Raw genomic sequence first — 13,530 nt, forward strand, 5'->3', positions numbered from 1 at the left:
CTCATGAGTAATAACGCAGAAAAACTAAAAGCGCTCCAACTTACCATTGATAAATTGGAGAAAACCTATGGAAAAGGTACTGTGATGAAGCTTAGCGACAACAAAGTACTGGATATTCCTGCTATTTCCACGGGCTCTCTAGGACTGGATATGGCGCTAGGTGTGGGAGGGATTCCGCGTGGCCGGGTGATCGAAATTTATGGACCGGAATCTTCTGGTAAAACCACACTCACCATGCATTGTATCGCCGAAGCCCAAAAGGCCGGAGGTTTAGCTGCGTTTATTGATGCTGAACATGCATTCGACAAAACCTATGCCGAAAAATTGGGGATTGACACAGAAAACTTGTTGATTTCCCAACCTGACAATGGGGAACAAGCCTTGGAAATTGCCGAACATTTAATTCGTTCTGGCGCCATCGACATCATCGTAATTGACTCTGTTGCTGCCTTGGTTCCCAAGGGAGAGCTGGAAGGGGACATGGGAGATTCCAAAATGGGATTGCAAGCTAGATTAATGTCTCAAGCCTTGAGAAAATTAACTGGAGCGATCAATAAAACAGGATGTTCCTGTATCTTCATTAACCAGCTGAGAGAGAAAATCGGGGTGATGTTTGGGAATCCTGAAACCACAACTGGGGGTAATGCATTGAAATTCTATGCCTCTGTCAGATTGGATATCCGTAGAATCGGCCAAATCAAAGAAAGCGCTGACAATATTTTAGGAAACCGTACCAGAGTGAAGGTGGTGAAAAACAAAGTTGCTCCTCCTTTCAAAGTCGTAGAATTTGATATCATGTATGGTCAAGGGATATCAAAAGTGGGAGAGATCATCGACCTGGGTGTAGAGTTCGATATTATTAAGAAGGCAGGTTCCTGGTTCTCCTACAATGGAGAAAAGCTGGGACAGGGAAGAGATTCTGTGAAGAACCTTCTTTTGGATAATCCTGAGTTAATGGAAGAATTGGAAGTGAAAATTAAAGCAGCAGCAGGATTAGGAGCGGTCGCTGAAGAAATAAAAGAATAAGTGAATACTATTCGTGAAATGAAAAAGGGAAGCGTCAAGCCTCCCTTTTTTTTTGTCTTATAATTAATATTCTTACGTCGTTCTGATGGCTTCCACAGGATCCATTCTGGCAGCAAGTGTAGCTGGAACAATCCCGGAAACTACCCCAATAATGGAGGAGACACCCAGGCCAAGCACAATATTTTTAAAGGATAAAATCAGCTCCAAACTACCCAGCTGAATAAAGCTCAGGCCAAACACGATCAAGATTCCGGTGGCCCCTCCAATTAAACTTAGAAAGACCGATTCAAAAAGAAATTGGAATAGAATAAAGTAGTTTTTGGCACCCAAAGATTTTTGAATACCGATGATATTGGTTCGCTCCCTGACTGACACAAACATGATATTTGCGATTCCAAATCCTCCGACCAATATGGAGAATCCTCCAATCACCCAGCCTGCAATGGAAATTACATCGAATATAGAGCCGATGGCATTTTGAATAAACTCAGTCTTATTCAAGGCGAAGTTATCCTCTTCAGTAGGTTTCAGACCTCTTTTGGCTCTGACTAATCCTGTTAATTCATTTTCCAAAGCTACCAAACCGATATCATCTTCTTTTCCTTTTGCGGCTATGGTCGGTTCAATTCCATTTTTCCCGGTGTAAAACATTTTACTGAATGCTCCATATGGAATCACGCAAGCCTCGTCTTTGGATGGTGCATCAAAAAGTCCTTCGCCTTCCTCTTCAAAAACTCCAATGACGGTGAACTTGATTCCTTTGATCTTTATTTCCTTTCCTAAAATCGGGAGGTTAGGGTACAGGGTATTGGCAATTTTTCTACCTACGATGGCCAGGTTTCTGGAAGCGTTGATCTCAGACTCCAAGAAAAATCTCCCTTCTTCCAAAGGTAGGTCATAAACGTCAGGGTAGGTGTATTCCACTCCGGTCAACTGCATACCTTGATACGCATTACTGCCTGCCTGAACTGTAGTGCTGGCAGACGCAGAAATAGTAACCGCTTCAGCGGATTTTAAACGCTCTTGAAGAAAACGATATTCAGAGAGGGTTCCCGGAGGTCTCCGGAAATATTTCCACCAAGGGTAGTCCTGAGGTCCGCTGGCAAAAGGAAAACGATCCACCCGCATCACGTTGGTTCCCAAAAACGAAAAAGAAGATTTAATATTATTCTCTAAAGAATCTACTAAAGTAAATACAGCGATGATGGCAAAGATGCCGATCGTAACCCCTAATAGAGAGAGGATAGTTCTAGTTATATTGGCTTTTAAGGCAGTTAATGCGAACCGAAAACTCTCCCAAGTCAATTGGAAAAAGAGCATGTTTAATATAGTTGGTTAAAACAATTTGTTAAGATAGCTGAAATTGGGCATTATTGTTATTATCTTTGCATTTTTTAGAGTTAATCTAAAATAAACAAATCAAGCTCAGACTACTAAAGCTTTCCTATGAAATTATCGGATTTCAAATTTGACGTTCCAAAAAAACTGGTTTCCCTTTATCCAACTGAAAACAGAGACGAATCCCGTCTGATGGTATTGCACCGCGACACAGGGAAAATCGAACACAGAGTTTTCAAAGATATCGTAGAATACTTCGGTGAAGGTGATGTTTTCGTCACCAACGACACCAAAGTATTTCCTGCCAGATTGTACGGAAACAAAGAAAAAACAGGTGCAGAAATCGAAGTTTTCTTATTGAGAGAACTGAATTCTGAACTGAGACTTTGGGATGTCCTAGTGGATCCTGCTCGAAAAATCAGAGTAGGAAATAAATTGTACTTTGGAGATTCTGACCTCGTGGCAGAAGTCATTGACAATACGACTTCCAGAGGAAGAACTATCCGTTTCCTTTTTGATGGAACGGAAGAAGAATTCCATAAGACCATTGATTCTTTAGGTGAAACTCCTTTGTTGAAAGAGTTTATCGAAAGAAAAGTAGAAGCAGAAGATAGAGAAAGATATCAAACTGTATTTGCAAAGAATGTAGGAGCGGTGGCAGCACCTACTGCAGGTTTGCACTTTACCCCACATTTATTGAAGAGATTAGAACTTCAAGGAGTAGACGTAACTCCGATTACCTTACACGTGGGATTGGGTACTTTCCGCCAAGTTGATGTGGAAGATTTGACCAAACATAAAATGGATTCAGAGAATTACAGCATTCCTGAGGAGACTGTAGCTTTGGTAAACAGAGCGTTGGATGAGAAAAAACGCGTAGTGGCTGTAGGTACTACTTCTTTGAAGACGGTAGAATCCTCCGTAACTGCGAATGGCAGATTGAAAGCTAGCGCAGGATGGACAGATAAATTCATCATTCCTCCTTACGAATTCAAAATTGCAAATGCACTAATCACTAACTTCCATTTACCTGAGTCTACCTTGTTGATGACTGCATCAGCATTCGGAGGTTATGATTTGGTGATGAAAGCATATAAAGAAGCCATCAAGGAAAAATATCGCTTCTTCTCTTACGGAGATGCCATGTTGATCCTCTAATAAATTGAAAGCTCCCCTTGGGAGCTTTTTTTATTTCTTGATGGTTTGATAATTTGCAGTGAAAATCTAATCGGACAGATTTAGATACTTTTGTCACAAAATTCACAAAATGAACAAAGCAGCGGTTATTGTTGCAGGAGGTAAAGGCACCCGCATGGGTGCACCAATTTCCAAGCAATATTTGCCAATTGGAGGAGAGCCGGTATTGATGCGGACACTCCGGGTTTTTCATGAGGTAGATTCCTCCATCAAATTGATTCTTGTCATTCCTGGAACCGATTTTTCTTATTGGGAAGCTTTATGCGACCAATACCAATTCCAAATACCACACGTGCTAGTTGCTGGTGGTAATTCAAGGTTTCAATCGGTACGAAATGGCTTGGATACCCTGACATGGGAAGAAGGGTTGGTAGCAATCCATGATGGGGTTCGTCCTTTTGTTAAAAAAGAGGTGATTGAGCATTCCTTCCGGGAAGCCTTGCAATCCGGAAGTGGCATTGCTGTCATTGCACTGAAAGACTCTATTAGAAAGCTAGGAGACGATGGCAAGTCTTGTTACCAGGAAAGACAGGATTTTAGATTGGTACAAACCCCTCAGACCTTCTTGTTGTCCAAAATCAAAAAGGCTTTTCAAGTGACTGAAATCCCTCAGTTTACCGACGATGCCACCGTTTACGAACATCAGGGCTGGCAAGTGTCTTTGATTGCAGGGAATTTGGAGAATATCAAAATTACCACTCCGGAAGATTTGGCCTACGGGGAATTTTTGCTTTCTCAGGGAAAAGCAAAATGACCCTTTCATTTTTACCGACTTTTTAGTGGCGCTTACCGACCTTCGGATTCACCTGGCCTATTTGTCGTTTCTGGATTAAGGGGATAGAGATACATTTGATTATCAATTTAATCAATGCTGTCATGAAAAATTATTCTTCTCCACGCAACGACGGAGGCATCATATTCGGATTCGTAATCCTGATAATCGGTGTTCTTCTTTTACTTAAAAAAGTAGGCATTTTTATTCCTTCTTGGGTCCTCACTTGGCCGATGATATTAATCGCTATAGGTTTGTTTACCTTGATCAAGCACGAATTTAAAAGTCTTTTTGGTGGCTTTATGCTTTTTCTGGGTTCCTATTTCTTATTGAGAAATGAATTTGGTTTTAGTCTCGCCTTAGACCGATACATTTTCCCAATCGCCTTAATTGTACTGGGAGTGTACCTGATTACCAAAAAGAAAAAAGAACAAGATTTGATTCGGGATATTCAGGCCAAATGGCAAGTCAATCAAAAGAAAAGCACGTTGGGGGCTTCCAATGAAGAGGTCGTAGAAGATCCTTCTGATCCCAAAACAGATTCTGGGACTGGTGCTAAATCAAGTTTTGGAAACATGTCTGGTGCCTCCTTTTCGGATACGCTAAACATCGATGCCATCCTAAGCGGGGTCAATAAGCGAATCTTGACCAAGAACCTCAAAGGAGGTAAATTGACTGCTGCCTTCGGTGGGATTGATTTGGATTTGACCCAAGCGGATATTCAGGGACCGGTAACCATTCAGGTGGATGTTATTTTTGGAGGTATGAAATTGGTAGTACCACCGCACTGGGATGTTAGATCGGAGGTAAGCAATATCGCTGCTGGTATTGACGATAAGCGTGTGTACAGAGATTCAATGATCGATCCGGAGAAAGTGTTGATCTTAAAAGGAACGGTGCTCTTCGGAGGTTTGGAAATCAAATCTTATTAATGAAATTCGGTCCAACTAAAGCAAAGAAATTTTGATTTTTAAGGCGTTTACAAAACCCCAGCTTATCAAATACATCATCTCAGGAACCGCCTTTGGTTGGTTTCTGGGATGCTTTTTTATTTTGAGAAACTTTGGAGTGGAAGCCAATCTTGCTTGGCCGGATGCGCTGGCGTATACTGGAGTGTTTTTGGCTGGGGTATTTGTACTGGAGATCATTTTTGGATTTTACATGCCCAAAGGAAGAAACAGTTGGTTGCTTTTCAGTATTCCCTTGGTATTGAGCTTCGTAGGAGTTCTGGTGCACAAGATGATCCTTCAATGGCTCTTTAGTGAAGAGATTTTTTATTTAGAGCTGCTTCAGGAGAGTTTTTACCTCCGTTGGGCATTTTTAGCCGTACCTGAAATTCTGGTAGCGGTTATTGCTTTGGTGATCTCCAGACTGGAGCTTCAGGAGGAAACGCAAAAAAGAGAAGCCACAATCAACCAACTTTCCAGGGAAGCTGAGTTGACTTCCATCAGGCAGCAATTGCAGCCTCATTTCTTGTTCAATAGTTTGAATTCCATTAGTGCTCTAGTGGTATCCCAACCTCAAAAAGCCAGGGAAATGGTACTCCAACTCTCCGATTTCTTGAGAGGGACCATTCGAAAAGATCATAAAGAATGGGTAAGCCTGGAAGAGGAGTTGGGGTATCTGAAAATGTACCTGGACATCGAGCGTGTCAGGTTCGGACATCGCTTGCATGTGGAGATCGATTCTGGAGAGCTCTCAGAGGAGTTAAGGCTTCCGCAACTCTTGGTTCAACCCTTGTTGGAAAACGCCATTAAACATGGTTTATATGGTCTTACAGGAGACGTGGATATTCAGGTCAAAGCTTTCAAGGAACAAAATTACCTGATGATCCAGATTGCCAACCCTTTTGATGAAGAAAGCACTCCCTCTTCAGGGGTGGGATTTGGATTGAGTTCAGTCAAACGAAGACTTGAATTACTTTTTGGAAGAACGGATTTGCTGAAGACAGATTCCAATGCAGGGAGATTTACAGTAACGCTTAAAATTCCACAATTGAAATGATCAAAACACTAATCATAGATGATGAGCCACTAGCGGCTTCCATCGTACAGGAATATTTAAAAGCATTTCCACAATTTGAAGTGATGGAAATATGTCAGGATGGGTTTCAGGGATTAAAAGCAATTCAAACTCATCAACCGGATCTGATTTTTTTGGATGTTCAGATGCCTAAAATCACCGGCTTTGAAATGTTGGAATTGTTGGATGAGCCACCGGTAGTCATATTTACCACTGCATTTGATCAATATGCGCTTAAGGCATTTGATTCGAAAGCGATTGATTACTTACTGAAACCGTTTTCCCAATCTCGGTTTAATCAGGCTATTGAGAAATACCTCAATCAATCCCCGGAGGTTTTACAGGAGGGGGTAAATCAATTGGCAGAGAAAAGCACGCGATTGGTAGTGCGGGTAAAGAATGAAATCAAGATCATTCCGATCAAAGAGGTGCTGTATTTTGAAGCTGAAGACGATTACATCGCCATTCATGTGAAAGAAGGAAAATACCTGAAAAAGATGACCATGAAATCCCTTGAAGAAGTATTGGATCCCTCCAGATTTTCAAGAGTGCATAGGTCTTTTATGGTCAACTTAAATGAAGTGACCCAAATTGAACCCTATGAGCGGGAGAATTTCTTGATTAAGCTCAGAAATGGGAAGCAAGTGCCAGTCAGTAAATCGGGTTATTCTCGACTTAGGCAGGTACTAGGATTATGAAAAGTAGAAAGCCCCAGGCTAGCCAGGGCTCTCAATTTAATATTCGTCCTCGTTAAAGAAGAAGTCGTCTTTGGTCGGATAATCAGGCCAAATTTCCTCAATAGTTTCATAAGGTTCGCCGTCATCTTCTAATTCCTGGAGGTTCTCGACCACTTCAAGTGGCGCGCCAGATCTGATGCCGTAATCAATTAACTCATCCTTGGTCGCAGGCCAGGGAGCATCTTCTAAATAAGAGGCAAGTTCAAGTGTCCAGTACATAGTGTTTATTTAATTAATAGGTGTTCCGGATTTTAATAGGGTTGCAAAATTATCTTTTTTTTGAAATATGTAATCAAGTACTGATTATTTAAAAGAAAGTTGTCTCAAAATATAATTTTTTACATCCACTTTTCTTTTCAGTCCTGAAAGTTTTTTTCTCATCATAATCTCAAAATCCTGAGTCTGAATGCGGAAATTATCAGAATTACTCTGTGCCGTGTCCAATTCAGTCTGATCTCTATGAAGTAGATCCTTTAATAAAGCAATTTTTATTTGTATTTGCTCTTCTGCAGGTTTTTCGTCAAAACCCTCGTATTTACCGTGTACGAGTTTTTCCAAAAAAGCTTTCTCGAAAACGATATCCATGAAGAATTGGTATGATCTTGCCGTCAAATTCACTTCTTTCGGCTTTCTCATCGGAAGTTTCTTCCATTCTTCCTGAATTTTTTTGGCTTGACCGATCAACTCATAGGAAGTAGGCTGACCTGCCAACTTCTTGATTTCGTCCGTCAGCTGCTCCGCCTTTCGAATGATCTCTCTAGGATGCATCGATGGCCCTGGATTCAAGGTCCGCTTGTACCTGGAGAAAATCCGGTTATTAAGTCTGGAAAATTCATCCCATAAAGGTTGACGTTTTTCAGCAGGGACTTTTCCGGATGCTTTCCATTCCTTTTGAATTTTTTTACTGATTTCAAAAGCTACTTTGGCATCTGGGAAATCATGCGCCTCTCTGGCTTGCACCACCAAGGCTTCATATACTTTGATATTTTCTTCCGCCTGTAGAGCCAATCCTTCGTAATAATGTCTTCTATTCTCGAAGAAATGCTGAACGGCATCATTAAATTTCTTTTCAATCTCCTCTTCCAACTCTTTTTCCACCGGACCTGTTTTGATCCAACGCATTTTGAGATCCTTGTAAGCCTCAGTGGTTTCTCTCCAGTCCGTGTTGTCTTTCATTTCTTCTGCTTCCAGAATCAATGCTTTCTTAACTTCCAAGTTTTTGGAACGGTTGGCCTGGATGATTTCACTTAGGTATTCTTCTTCCTTATTGAGTTCCTCAATCAGCGGAATAAAATCGCCCAAGGCATCCGCTTGCATTAAGGAATCTCTCAGATGAATCAACTTCATCAAAAAAGAACCTTTGTTTTGGTTTTCTTGAATATCGGATTTTAGCTTTTCGACCTTCTCCTTGAGTTGATCGAATCTCGCTTCAAAATAGCTGATCGTGGAGGCTTCGTCTTCCTTAACCTCTCCAATCACTCTGTCATCCTGACCTAAAAATCCTTTTAAATAAACTTTGTTATCCTTTATATATCCATACGGATGCTCCATTGCTCTACAGTAGGTTAGGTGGTCGTTTCCAATTTTTGGCAAATTAATTAATTCAAAAGCACTTATCCTAAGAAAGGGGTTTTTTTGCCATCTTTACCATTTAGTGAATTTGTAACGCAAAATATACCACATGAGTGCAGAAAAAATCATCTTTTCTATGGCTGGAGTCTCAAAAATCTATCCGCCGCAGAAAAAAGTATTAAAAGATATCTATCTCTCATTTTTTTATGGAGCTAAAATTGGGGTCCTCGGACTCAACGGTTCCGGTAAGTCTTCCTTGCTGAAAATCATCGCTGGGAAGGATAAAGAATACCAAGGTGAAGTAGTTTGGTCTCCAGGGTATTCCGTAGGAATGCTAGAGCAGGAACCTCAATTAGACCCTTCTAAGACTGTGAAAGAGGTAGTGGAAGAGGCTGTAGCCGAGACGGTTGCTTTGCTAAAAGAATTTGAAGAGATCAATGAGAAGTTCATGGATCCTGCCTTGATGGAGGACCCGGATGCCATGGATAAACTGATCACCAAACAAGGAGAGGTACAGGAAAAACTGGATGCTGCCAACGCTTGGGAACTCGATGTCATGCTGGACAAAGCCATGGATGCTTTGCGACTTCCTCCTAGTGATGCCAACGTGGCCAACCTTTCAGGTGGTGAAAAAAGAAGAGTGGCACTATGTCGACTTTTATTACAGGAACCGGATGTCTTGTTACTTGACGAACCAACCAACCACCTGGATGCTGAATCGGTACACTGGTTGGAGCAACATTTACAGAATTACAAAGGAACGGTCATTGCCGTGACACACGACCGTTATTTCTTGGATAATGTGGCAGGATGGATTTTGGAACTGGACCGTGGGGAAGGTATTCCTTGGAAAGGCAATTACTCTTCTTGGTTGGACCAAAAACAAAACCGATTGAAGCAGGAGGAGAAAACAGAGTCCAAGCGACAGAAGACTTTGGAACGGGAGCTGGAATGGATCAGAATGACTCCGAAGGCCCGTCAGGCCAAAGGAAAGGCACGTTTGAGTGCCTATGATAAATTGGTAGGAGAGGAAGCCAAGGAGAAAGAAGCGAAACTGGAATTGTTTATCCCACCAGGACCACGATTGGGTGCCAAAGTGATTGAGGTAAATGGTGTTTCTAAGGCCTATGGAGATAAACTCTTGTTCGAAAATCTGACTTTCGCTTTGCCACAAGGTGGGATTGTCGGAGTGATCGGCCCCAATGGTGCAGGTAAATCCACCCTTTTCAAATTGATTACAGGACAGGAGAAACCAGATGCCGGTAATTTCGAAGTAGGAGAGACTGTACAACTAGCGTATGTAGATCAGGGACACGATATTTTGGACCCTAATAAGACGGTTTATCAGACCATTTCGGAAGGAAATGAGCTGATGAAGCTAGGTAACAAGGAAGTGAATTCAAGAGCTTATGTATCTAAATTCAACTTCGGTGGAGGAGATCAAGAGAAGAAAGTAGGAGTGCTTTCTGGTGGAGAGCGTAACCGGGTTCATTTGGCATTGACACTAAAAGAAGGCGGCAACTTGTTGTTACTCGATGAACCAACCAACGACTTGGATGTAAATACCCTGAGAGCTTTGGAAGAAGCTCTGGAGAACTTCGGAGGATGTGCCGTAGTCATTTCCCACGACCGTTGGTTCTTGGATAGAATCTGTACGCATATTCTGGCTTTTGAAGGAGATTCTGAAGTGGTATGGTTTGAAGGAAACTTCTCCGATTACGAAGAGAACAAGAAAAAGCGTCTGGGTGATGTGACACCGAAGCGGATTCGATATAAAAATCTAAAATAACCTTTGAGGTCTTTGGGACCTCGAAAGTATTATTTGAATTAGATAATCGCAGTGTGAAGTCTAAGTGATCAGCAAGCAGAGTAGTAGTCAGGTCATTTCGAAGGAGGGATAACTGATAAACCTTTTTGATAATGCATCATAGCTGAAAAATGTGAACCTCCGGAATCGAGAAGATTTCGGAGTTTTTTTTTCTTTCCGCTCTTCTTTACCCGATAAAATTACAGTTGTAATCCCAAAAAATGATCAAAAGGAATAGAACTTTCTCGATCAAATCTATTTCAAATGAATAGTATCCAGGTAAAAGAATATGACTGTTTGGAGCATTCCCTTGTGGTCTCCGTGTGAGAATTTATTTAAATTAAGGGGAGGTATCAGTTTTGATTTCATCCCATTGTATTTATTTGTGTTGAGGGCAATATTTTTATTCTAAATCTCTTGTATTGCCTACTTCCCTATGAAGTTTCCAAACTCCGTCACGCTTGTCTTTTTTCATAATTGCAAGAAAGGTTGCGATAATTTCAACTGGCTCGCCCTGTTCATTGGTATAATAGGTGGAGCTAGTTCCAAAATCATACGCAATGCTATCGCTAACAATCACTGTCTCTCTTGGCCTCATCACCAAGCTGTCATAATTAAATTTGCCTTTAGGATTTCTTCTTAATTCTTTAAATTCTGCCCAGGGACCACAGTCCGGATCCGAAGCGATGACATCTATTCCATAATTTTTCAAATCGCCAGGTCTACCTTCCTTAATTGCTAACTGAAATGCTGATCGGGACTCTTCTATTTTAACCAACTCCACTTCAACATCGAAATCATTTTCTTTTTCGATGATTGATTCTTCTTTATCATTCATACTACATGAAACCATTAAAAGGAATAAAGGCATAATTAATTTTTTCATAACGGTAATTTTAATGTTCAATCTTATTTGTGCCAAAACTTGAATACATGTAACTCCAAAAATCAAAGGCGTACCTATCACAATCCCAAAAGTAAGGTAGGCGGAGTGTTTTTCTTAAAAATAAGAATTTCAGGTACTTCTACCTTTGTTCAATTCAAAAAAGTGCCGTTCAAAAAGCTTTTGATCAATTTTTAAACCTCAAATGAGGTATGGCTGAGAAATCTTAGGTTGTGTGCCTGTAAGTAGGTAGGAAGTTCAAGACTAACTTTACACAAAAAAACCTTTTAAGAGAATCCTATTTGGAGTCGAATTAGATCAGAGATAGGAAACTCCTCAAAGGTTTTTAATTTTTTTATGTTCAATAGCTTTATACAAATGAAATCCCATGGGTTCCACAGATCTTGGCCACTTTTTCAAAATCAGGTGGACCTGCAGGTAGTTTTGCCAAATCCCTAAACATATGTTCTATTCCAGACGGAAAAGCACTTGTGATCATTTTGGCTTTTTCTGTTCCCACTACTTTCCAGGAATGAGGGATGTTTTTTGGGGCAAAAGCAGTGTCTCCAGCTTCCAGTACAGAAACTTTTCCATCGACCATGATTTCAACCTGGCCTTTGATCACTCGAAAAATCTCATCTTCCTTGGTATGGATATGTGGAGGAATACCCACTCCAGGATCTACATCGTCTACCCATTCCACTATTTGATTTGCTGTTTCGCTTCCGATCAATTTATGGGTCTGAATATCTCCGAGTACGTTGAGCACTTCTCCTTTTTTATCCTTGATGATTTTTGGATCGAGCTTATCCGAAGAAGCGTTTTTTTTAGATCGAATATTGCTTTTAGAAATTCCTGGAATGAATGCCAGTCCAATTCCTAAACCAGATGTTTTAATGAATTTTTTTCTGTCCATGGTTAAATTTTTTCGTTTGTAGTTTGGACAAAAATAGAATTCCTTATCCCCTAGGGTATTGTGAAAAACTCGGTAATCCTTTAGAATTTTACCCTAATCAACTTTTTCTTATCTGGGAGGGAGTGAGCCCCGTCATTTTTTTGAGATAGTAGCTAAAATAATCCGGTGATGAAAATCCTAGCTCATAGCCCACTTCTTTGATGGTTTTGTCTGTGAATTTCAGATTGTGCCTTGAACGCATGACCAACTGTTCATCAATCAGTTGTTTGGCATTTACTCCCAAAACTTCCTTTACACATTCGTTCAGGTATTTATCTGAAATATGGAGGGAGTTAGCATAATAACCCACCTCATGGTATTGGGTTACATTTCGGTCAATACTTTTTTTGAATTTATACACCAAAGCTGATTTTGCATTATTATCGGTAATGACCGATTTGATATTGCATTTTCCATCACAGTATACAAAGAAGGTATTCAGCAAGGATAAAATGGCTTCCTCCCGATGTTTTAAGTTGGTACTGATCAATTCATCGAGCATTTCCAATATGGATTGTACTCTTAATTCGATGCCGGGAGAAAGGTTTATTTTGGGTATTTCATCTACATTAAAAAGTCTGACCTCTGTAATATGAAGATTTTTGAAAATAGGGTTATTCAAAATCTGTTTAGGAATTAATAGCACGTATCCTGAGAAGGCGGAAGTATCTTTTTTCAATATTTCCCAATCATAAGTTGGGTTTAGAAAAAAGATAGCATTAGACACATTTGTATAGACAGAATCATTGATTTTTATTCCCTTAACTCCATTTTTAATCCAGCATACAGCATAACAATCATCTTTTTGACTGGATGTCATTTTGCCAAGTATGCCTGATATTTTTAAGTTTTCTAGTTTCACTCTTTCCTGAACCCCGGTGATTTAATTTGGTTTTACAAAATGGGTCAAAATTGAAGCTAGGCTAAGCAACAATAGTTTTGAAATTAAAATGTCCCTTTCATCCAAAATGTAGAACTTTTTAATGCTCAATAATAAGGATAGTCTTCCTACAGTCCAAGTACTTACAAGGGTCCACAGTTGAATTTAAAAAATTAGTGATTCTTGTCCTGTTGGAGATTATCAGGAGGCGGTTTGGTTTTTGGTCATTTCGAAGTAGTCTCACTAAGGACCACAATCCTATTTGTTGATTTAATATAACTTGAGATATATAATAACTTGACCCTAGTATTTATTCGTCAATAGATTTCATATTCATCACA

At 40.3% G+C, this 13,530-nt stretch carries 13 protein-coding genes; 7 read left to right on the top strand and 6 right to left on the bottom strand.

Annotated features, from left to right (window positions below):
- The first annotated feature begins 3 nt into the window (after nucleotides 1-3).
- Entirely contained in the window at nucleotides 4-1,026 is a 1,023-nt protein-coding gene (gene recA, locus BUR11_RS00495; protein ID WP_074222899.1) for a recombinase RecA, read from the top strand.
- 72 nt (nucleotides 1,027-1,098) lie between these two features.
- On the opposite strand, the gene BUR11_RS00500 is transcribed toward recA, so the two are convergent.
- Nucleotides 1,099-2,346 (bottom strand): ABC transporter permease, encoded by a 1,248-nt coding sequence (locus BUR11_RS00500; protein ID WP_074222900.1) that lies wholly within the window; start codon nucleotides 2,344-2,346, stop codon nucleotides 1,099-1,101.
- A gap of 126 nt (nucleotides 2,347-2,472) precedes the next feature.
- Here BUR11_RS00500 and queA point away from each other — a divergent pair, with 126 nt between their 5' ends.
- The 5 genes from queA (at nucleotide 2,473) to BUR11_RS00525 (ending at nucleotide 7,053) form a co-directional block, all read left to right on the top strand.
- Nucleotides 2,473-3,522, top strand: coding sequence for a tRNA preQ1(34) S-adenosylmethionine ribosyltransferase-isomerase QueA (gene queA / locus BUR11_RS00505; RefSeq protein WP_074222901.1), 1,050 nt, complete (start codon nucleotides 2,473-2,475; stop codon nucleotides 3,520-3,522).
- A 109-nt stretch (nucleotides 3,523-3,631) separates the two neighbouring features.
- The gene (locus BUR11_RS00510; protein ID WP_074222902.1) at nucleotides 3,632-4,315 is read left to right on the top strand and encodes a 2-C-methyl-D-erythritol 4-phosphate cytidylyltransferase; all 684 of its coding nucleotides are present in this window, start codon (nucleotides 3,632-3,634) and stop codon (nucleotides 4,313-4,315) included.
- Between the two features lie 122 nt (nucleotides 4,316-4,437).
- Nucleotides 4,438-5,265, top strand: coding sequence for a LiaF transmembrane domain-containing protein (locus BUR11_RS00515; RefSeq protein ID WP_074222903.1), 828 nt, complete (start codon nucleotides 4,438-4,440; stop codon nucleotides 5,263-5,265).
- Nucleotides 5,266-5,296: 31 nt separating this feature from the next.
- Entirely contained in the window at nucleotides 5,297-6,337 is a 1,041-nt protein-coding gene (locus BUR11_RS00520; protein WP_234982034.1) for a sensor histidine kinase, read from the top strand.
- The gene (locus BUR11_RS00525) at nucleotides 6,334-7,053 is read left to right on the top strand and encodes a LytR/AlgR family response regulator transcription factor (RefSeq protein WP_074222904.1); all 720 of its coding nucleotides are present in this window, start codon (nucleotides 6,334-6,336) and stop codon (nucleotides 7,051-7,053) included. Before BUR11_RS00520 ends, BUR11_RS00525 begins: the two co-directional genes overlap by 4 nt.
- A 36-nt stretch (nucleotides 7,054-7,089) precedes the next feature.
- On the opposite strand, the gene BUR11_RS00530 is transcribed toward BUR11_RS00525, so the two are convergent.
- Together BUR11_RS00530 and BUR11_RS00535 are read right to left on the bottom strand one after the other, a co-directional pair.
- Nucleotides 7,090-7,311 carry a DUF2795 domain-containing protein gene (locus BUR11_RS00530; protein WP_008202749.1) on the bottom strand — a complete coding sequence of 74 codons (222 nt, stop codon included), beginning with the start codon at nucleotides 7,309-7,311 and terminating at the stop codon, nucleotides 7,090-7,092.
- Between the two features lie 84 nt (nucleotides 7,312-7,395).
- Entirely contained in the window at nucleotides 7,396-8,643 is a 1,248-nt protein-coding gene (locus tag BUR11_RS00535; protein ID WP_074222905.1) for a DUF349 domain-containing protein, read from the bottom strand.
- A 130-nt stretch (nucleotides 8,644-8,773) separates the two neighbouring features.
- Here BUR11_RS00535 and ettA point away from each other — a divergent pair, with 130 nt between their 5' ends.
- On the top strand, nucleotides 8,774-10,453 hold the full coding sequence (gene ettA, locus BUR11_RS00540) for an energy-dependent translational throttle protein EttA (RefSeq protein ID WP_074222906.1): 1,680 nt from the start codon (nucleotides 8,774-8,776) through the stop codon (nucleotides 10,451-10,453).
- Nucleotides 10,454-10,874: 421 nt separating this feature from the next.
- Here the strand turns inward: ettA and BUR11_RS00545 are convergent, their stop codons facing one another.
- From BUR11_RS00545 to BUR11_RS00555, 3 genes are all read right to left on the bottom strand, one after another.
- Nucleotides 10,875-11,357: a Cif family virulence factor gene (locus BUR11_RS00545; protein WP_074222907.1), complete on the bottom strand. Its 483-nt coding sequence runs from the start codon at nucleotides 11,355-11,357 to the stop codon at nucleotides 10,875-10,877.
- A gap of 367 nt (nucleotides 11,358-11,724) precedes the next feature.
- Nucleotides 11,725-12,270: a cupin domain-containing protein gene (locus BUR11_RS00550; protein WP_074222908.1), complete on the bottom strand. Its 546-nt coding sequence runs from the start codon at nucleotides 12,268-12,270 to the stop codon at nucleotides 11,725-11,727.
- Between the two features lie 97 nt (nucleotides 12,271-12,367).
- On the bottom strand, nucleotides 12,368-13,129 hold the full coding sequence (locus BUR11_RS00555; RefSeq protein WP_084560824.1) for a helix-turn-helix domain-containing protein: 762 nt from the start codon (nucleotides 13,127-13,129) through the stop codon (nucleotides 12,368-12,370).
- Nucleotides 13,130-13,530: the final 401 nt, after the last annotated feature.

It is taken from the genome of Algoriphagus halophilus (assembly GCF_900129785.1).
Lineage (GTDB): Bacteria > Bacteroidota > Bacteroidia > Cytophagales > Cyclobacteriaceae > Algoriphagus > Algoriphagus halophilus.

Excerpts from the sequence above, each read along its gene's own strand:
- recA (WP_074222899.1), top strand. The coding sequence starts at position 4 with ATGAGTAATAACGCAGAAAAACTAAAAGCGCTCCAACTTACCATTGAT.
- BUR11_RS00500 (WP_074222900.1), bottom strand. The coding sequence starts at position 2,346 with ATGCTCTTTTTCCAATTGACTTGGGAGAGTTTTCGGTTCGCATTAACT.
- queA (WP_074222901.1), top strand. The coding sequence starts at position 2,473 with ATGAAATTATCGGATTTCAAATTTGACGTTCCAAAAAAACTGGTTTCC.
- BUR11_RS00510 (WP_074222902.1), top strand. The coding sequence starts at position 3,632 with ATGAACAAAGCAGCGGTTATTGTTGCAGGAGGTAAAGGCACCCGCATG.
- BUR11_RS00515 (WP_074222903.1), top strand. The coding sequence starts at position 4,438 with ATGAAAAATTATTCTTCTCCACGCAACGACGGAGGCATCATATTCGGA.
- BUR11_RS00525 (WP_074222904.1), top strand. The coding sequence starts at position 6,334 with ATGATCAAAACACTAATCATAGATGATGAGCCACTAGCGGCTTCCATC.
- BUR11_RS00530 (WP_008202749.1), bottom strand. The coding sequence starts at position 7,311 with ATGTACTGGACACTTGAACTTGCCTCTTATTTAGAAGATGCTCCCTGG.
- BUR11_RS00535 (WP_074222905.1), bottom strand. The coding sequence starts at position 8,643 with ATGGAGCATCCGTATGGATATATAAAGGATAACAAAGTTTATTTAAAA.
- ettA (WP_074222906.1), top strand. The coding sequence starts at position 8,774 with ATGAGTGCAGAAAAAATCATCTTTTCTATGGCTGGAGTCTCAAAAATC.
- BUR11_RS00545 (WP_074222907.1), bottom strand. The coding sequence starts at position 11,357 with ATGAAAAAATTAATTATGCCTTTATTCCTTTTAATGGTTTCATGTAGT.
- BUR11_RS00550 (WP_074222908.1), bottom strand. The coding sequence starts at position 12,270 with ATGGACAGAAAAAAATTCATTAAAACATCTGGTTTAGGAATTGGACTG.
- BUR11_RS00555 (WP_084560824.1), bottom strand. The coding sequence starts at position 13,129 with ATGACATCCAGTCAAAAAGATGATTGTTATGCTGTATGCTGGATTAAA.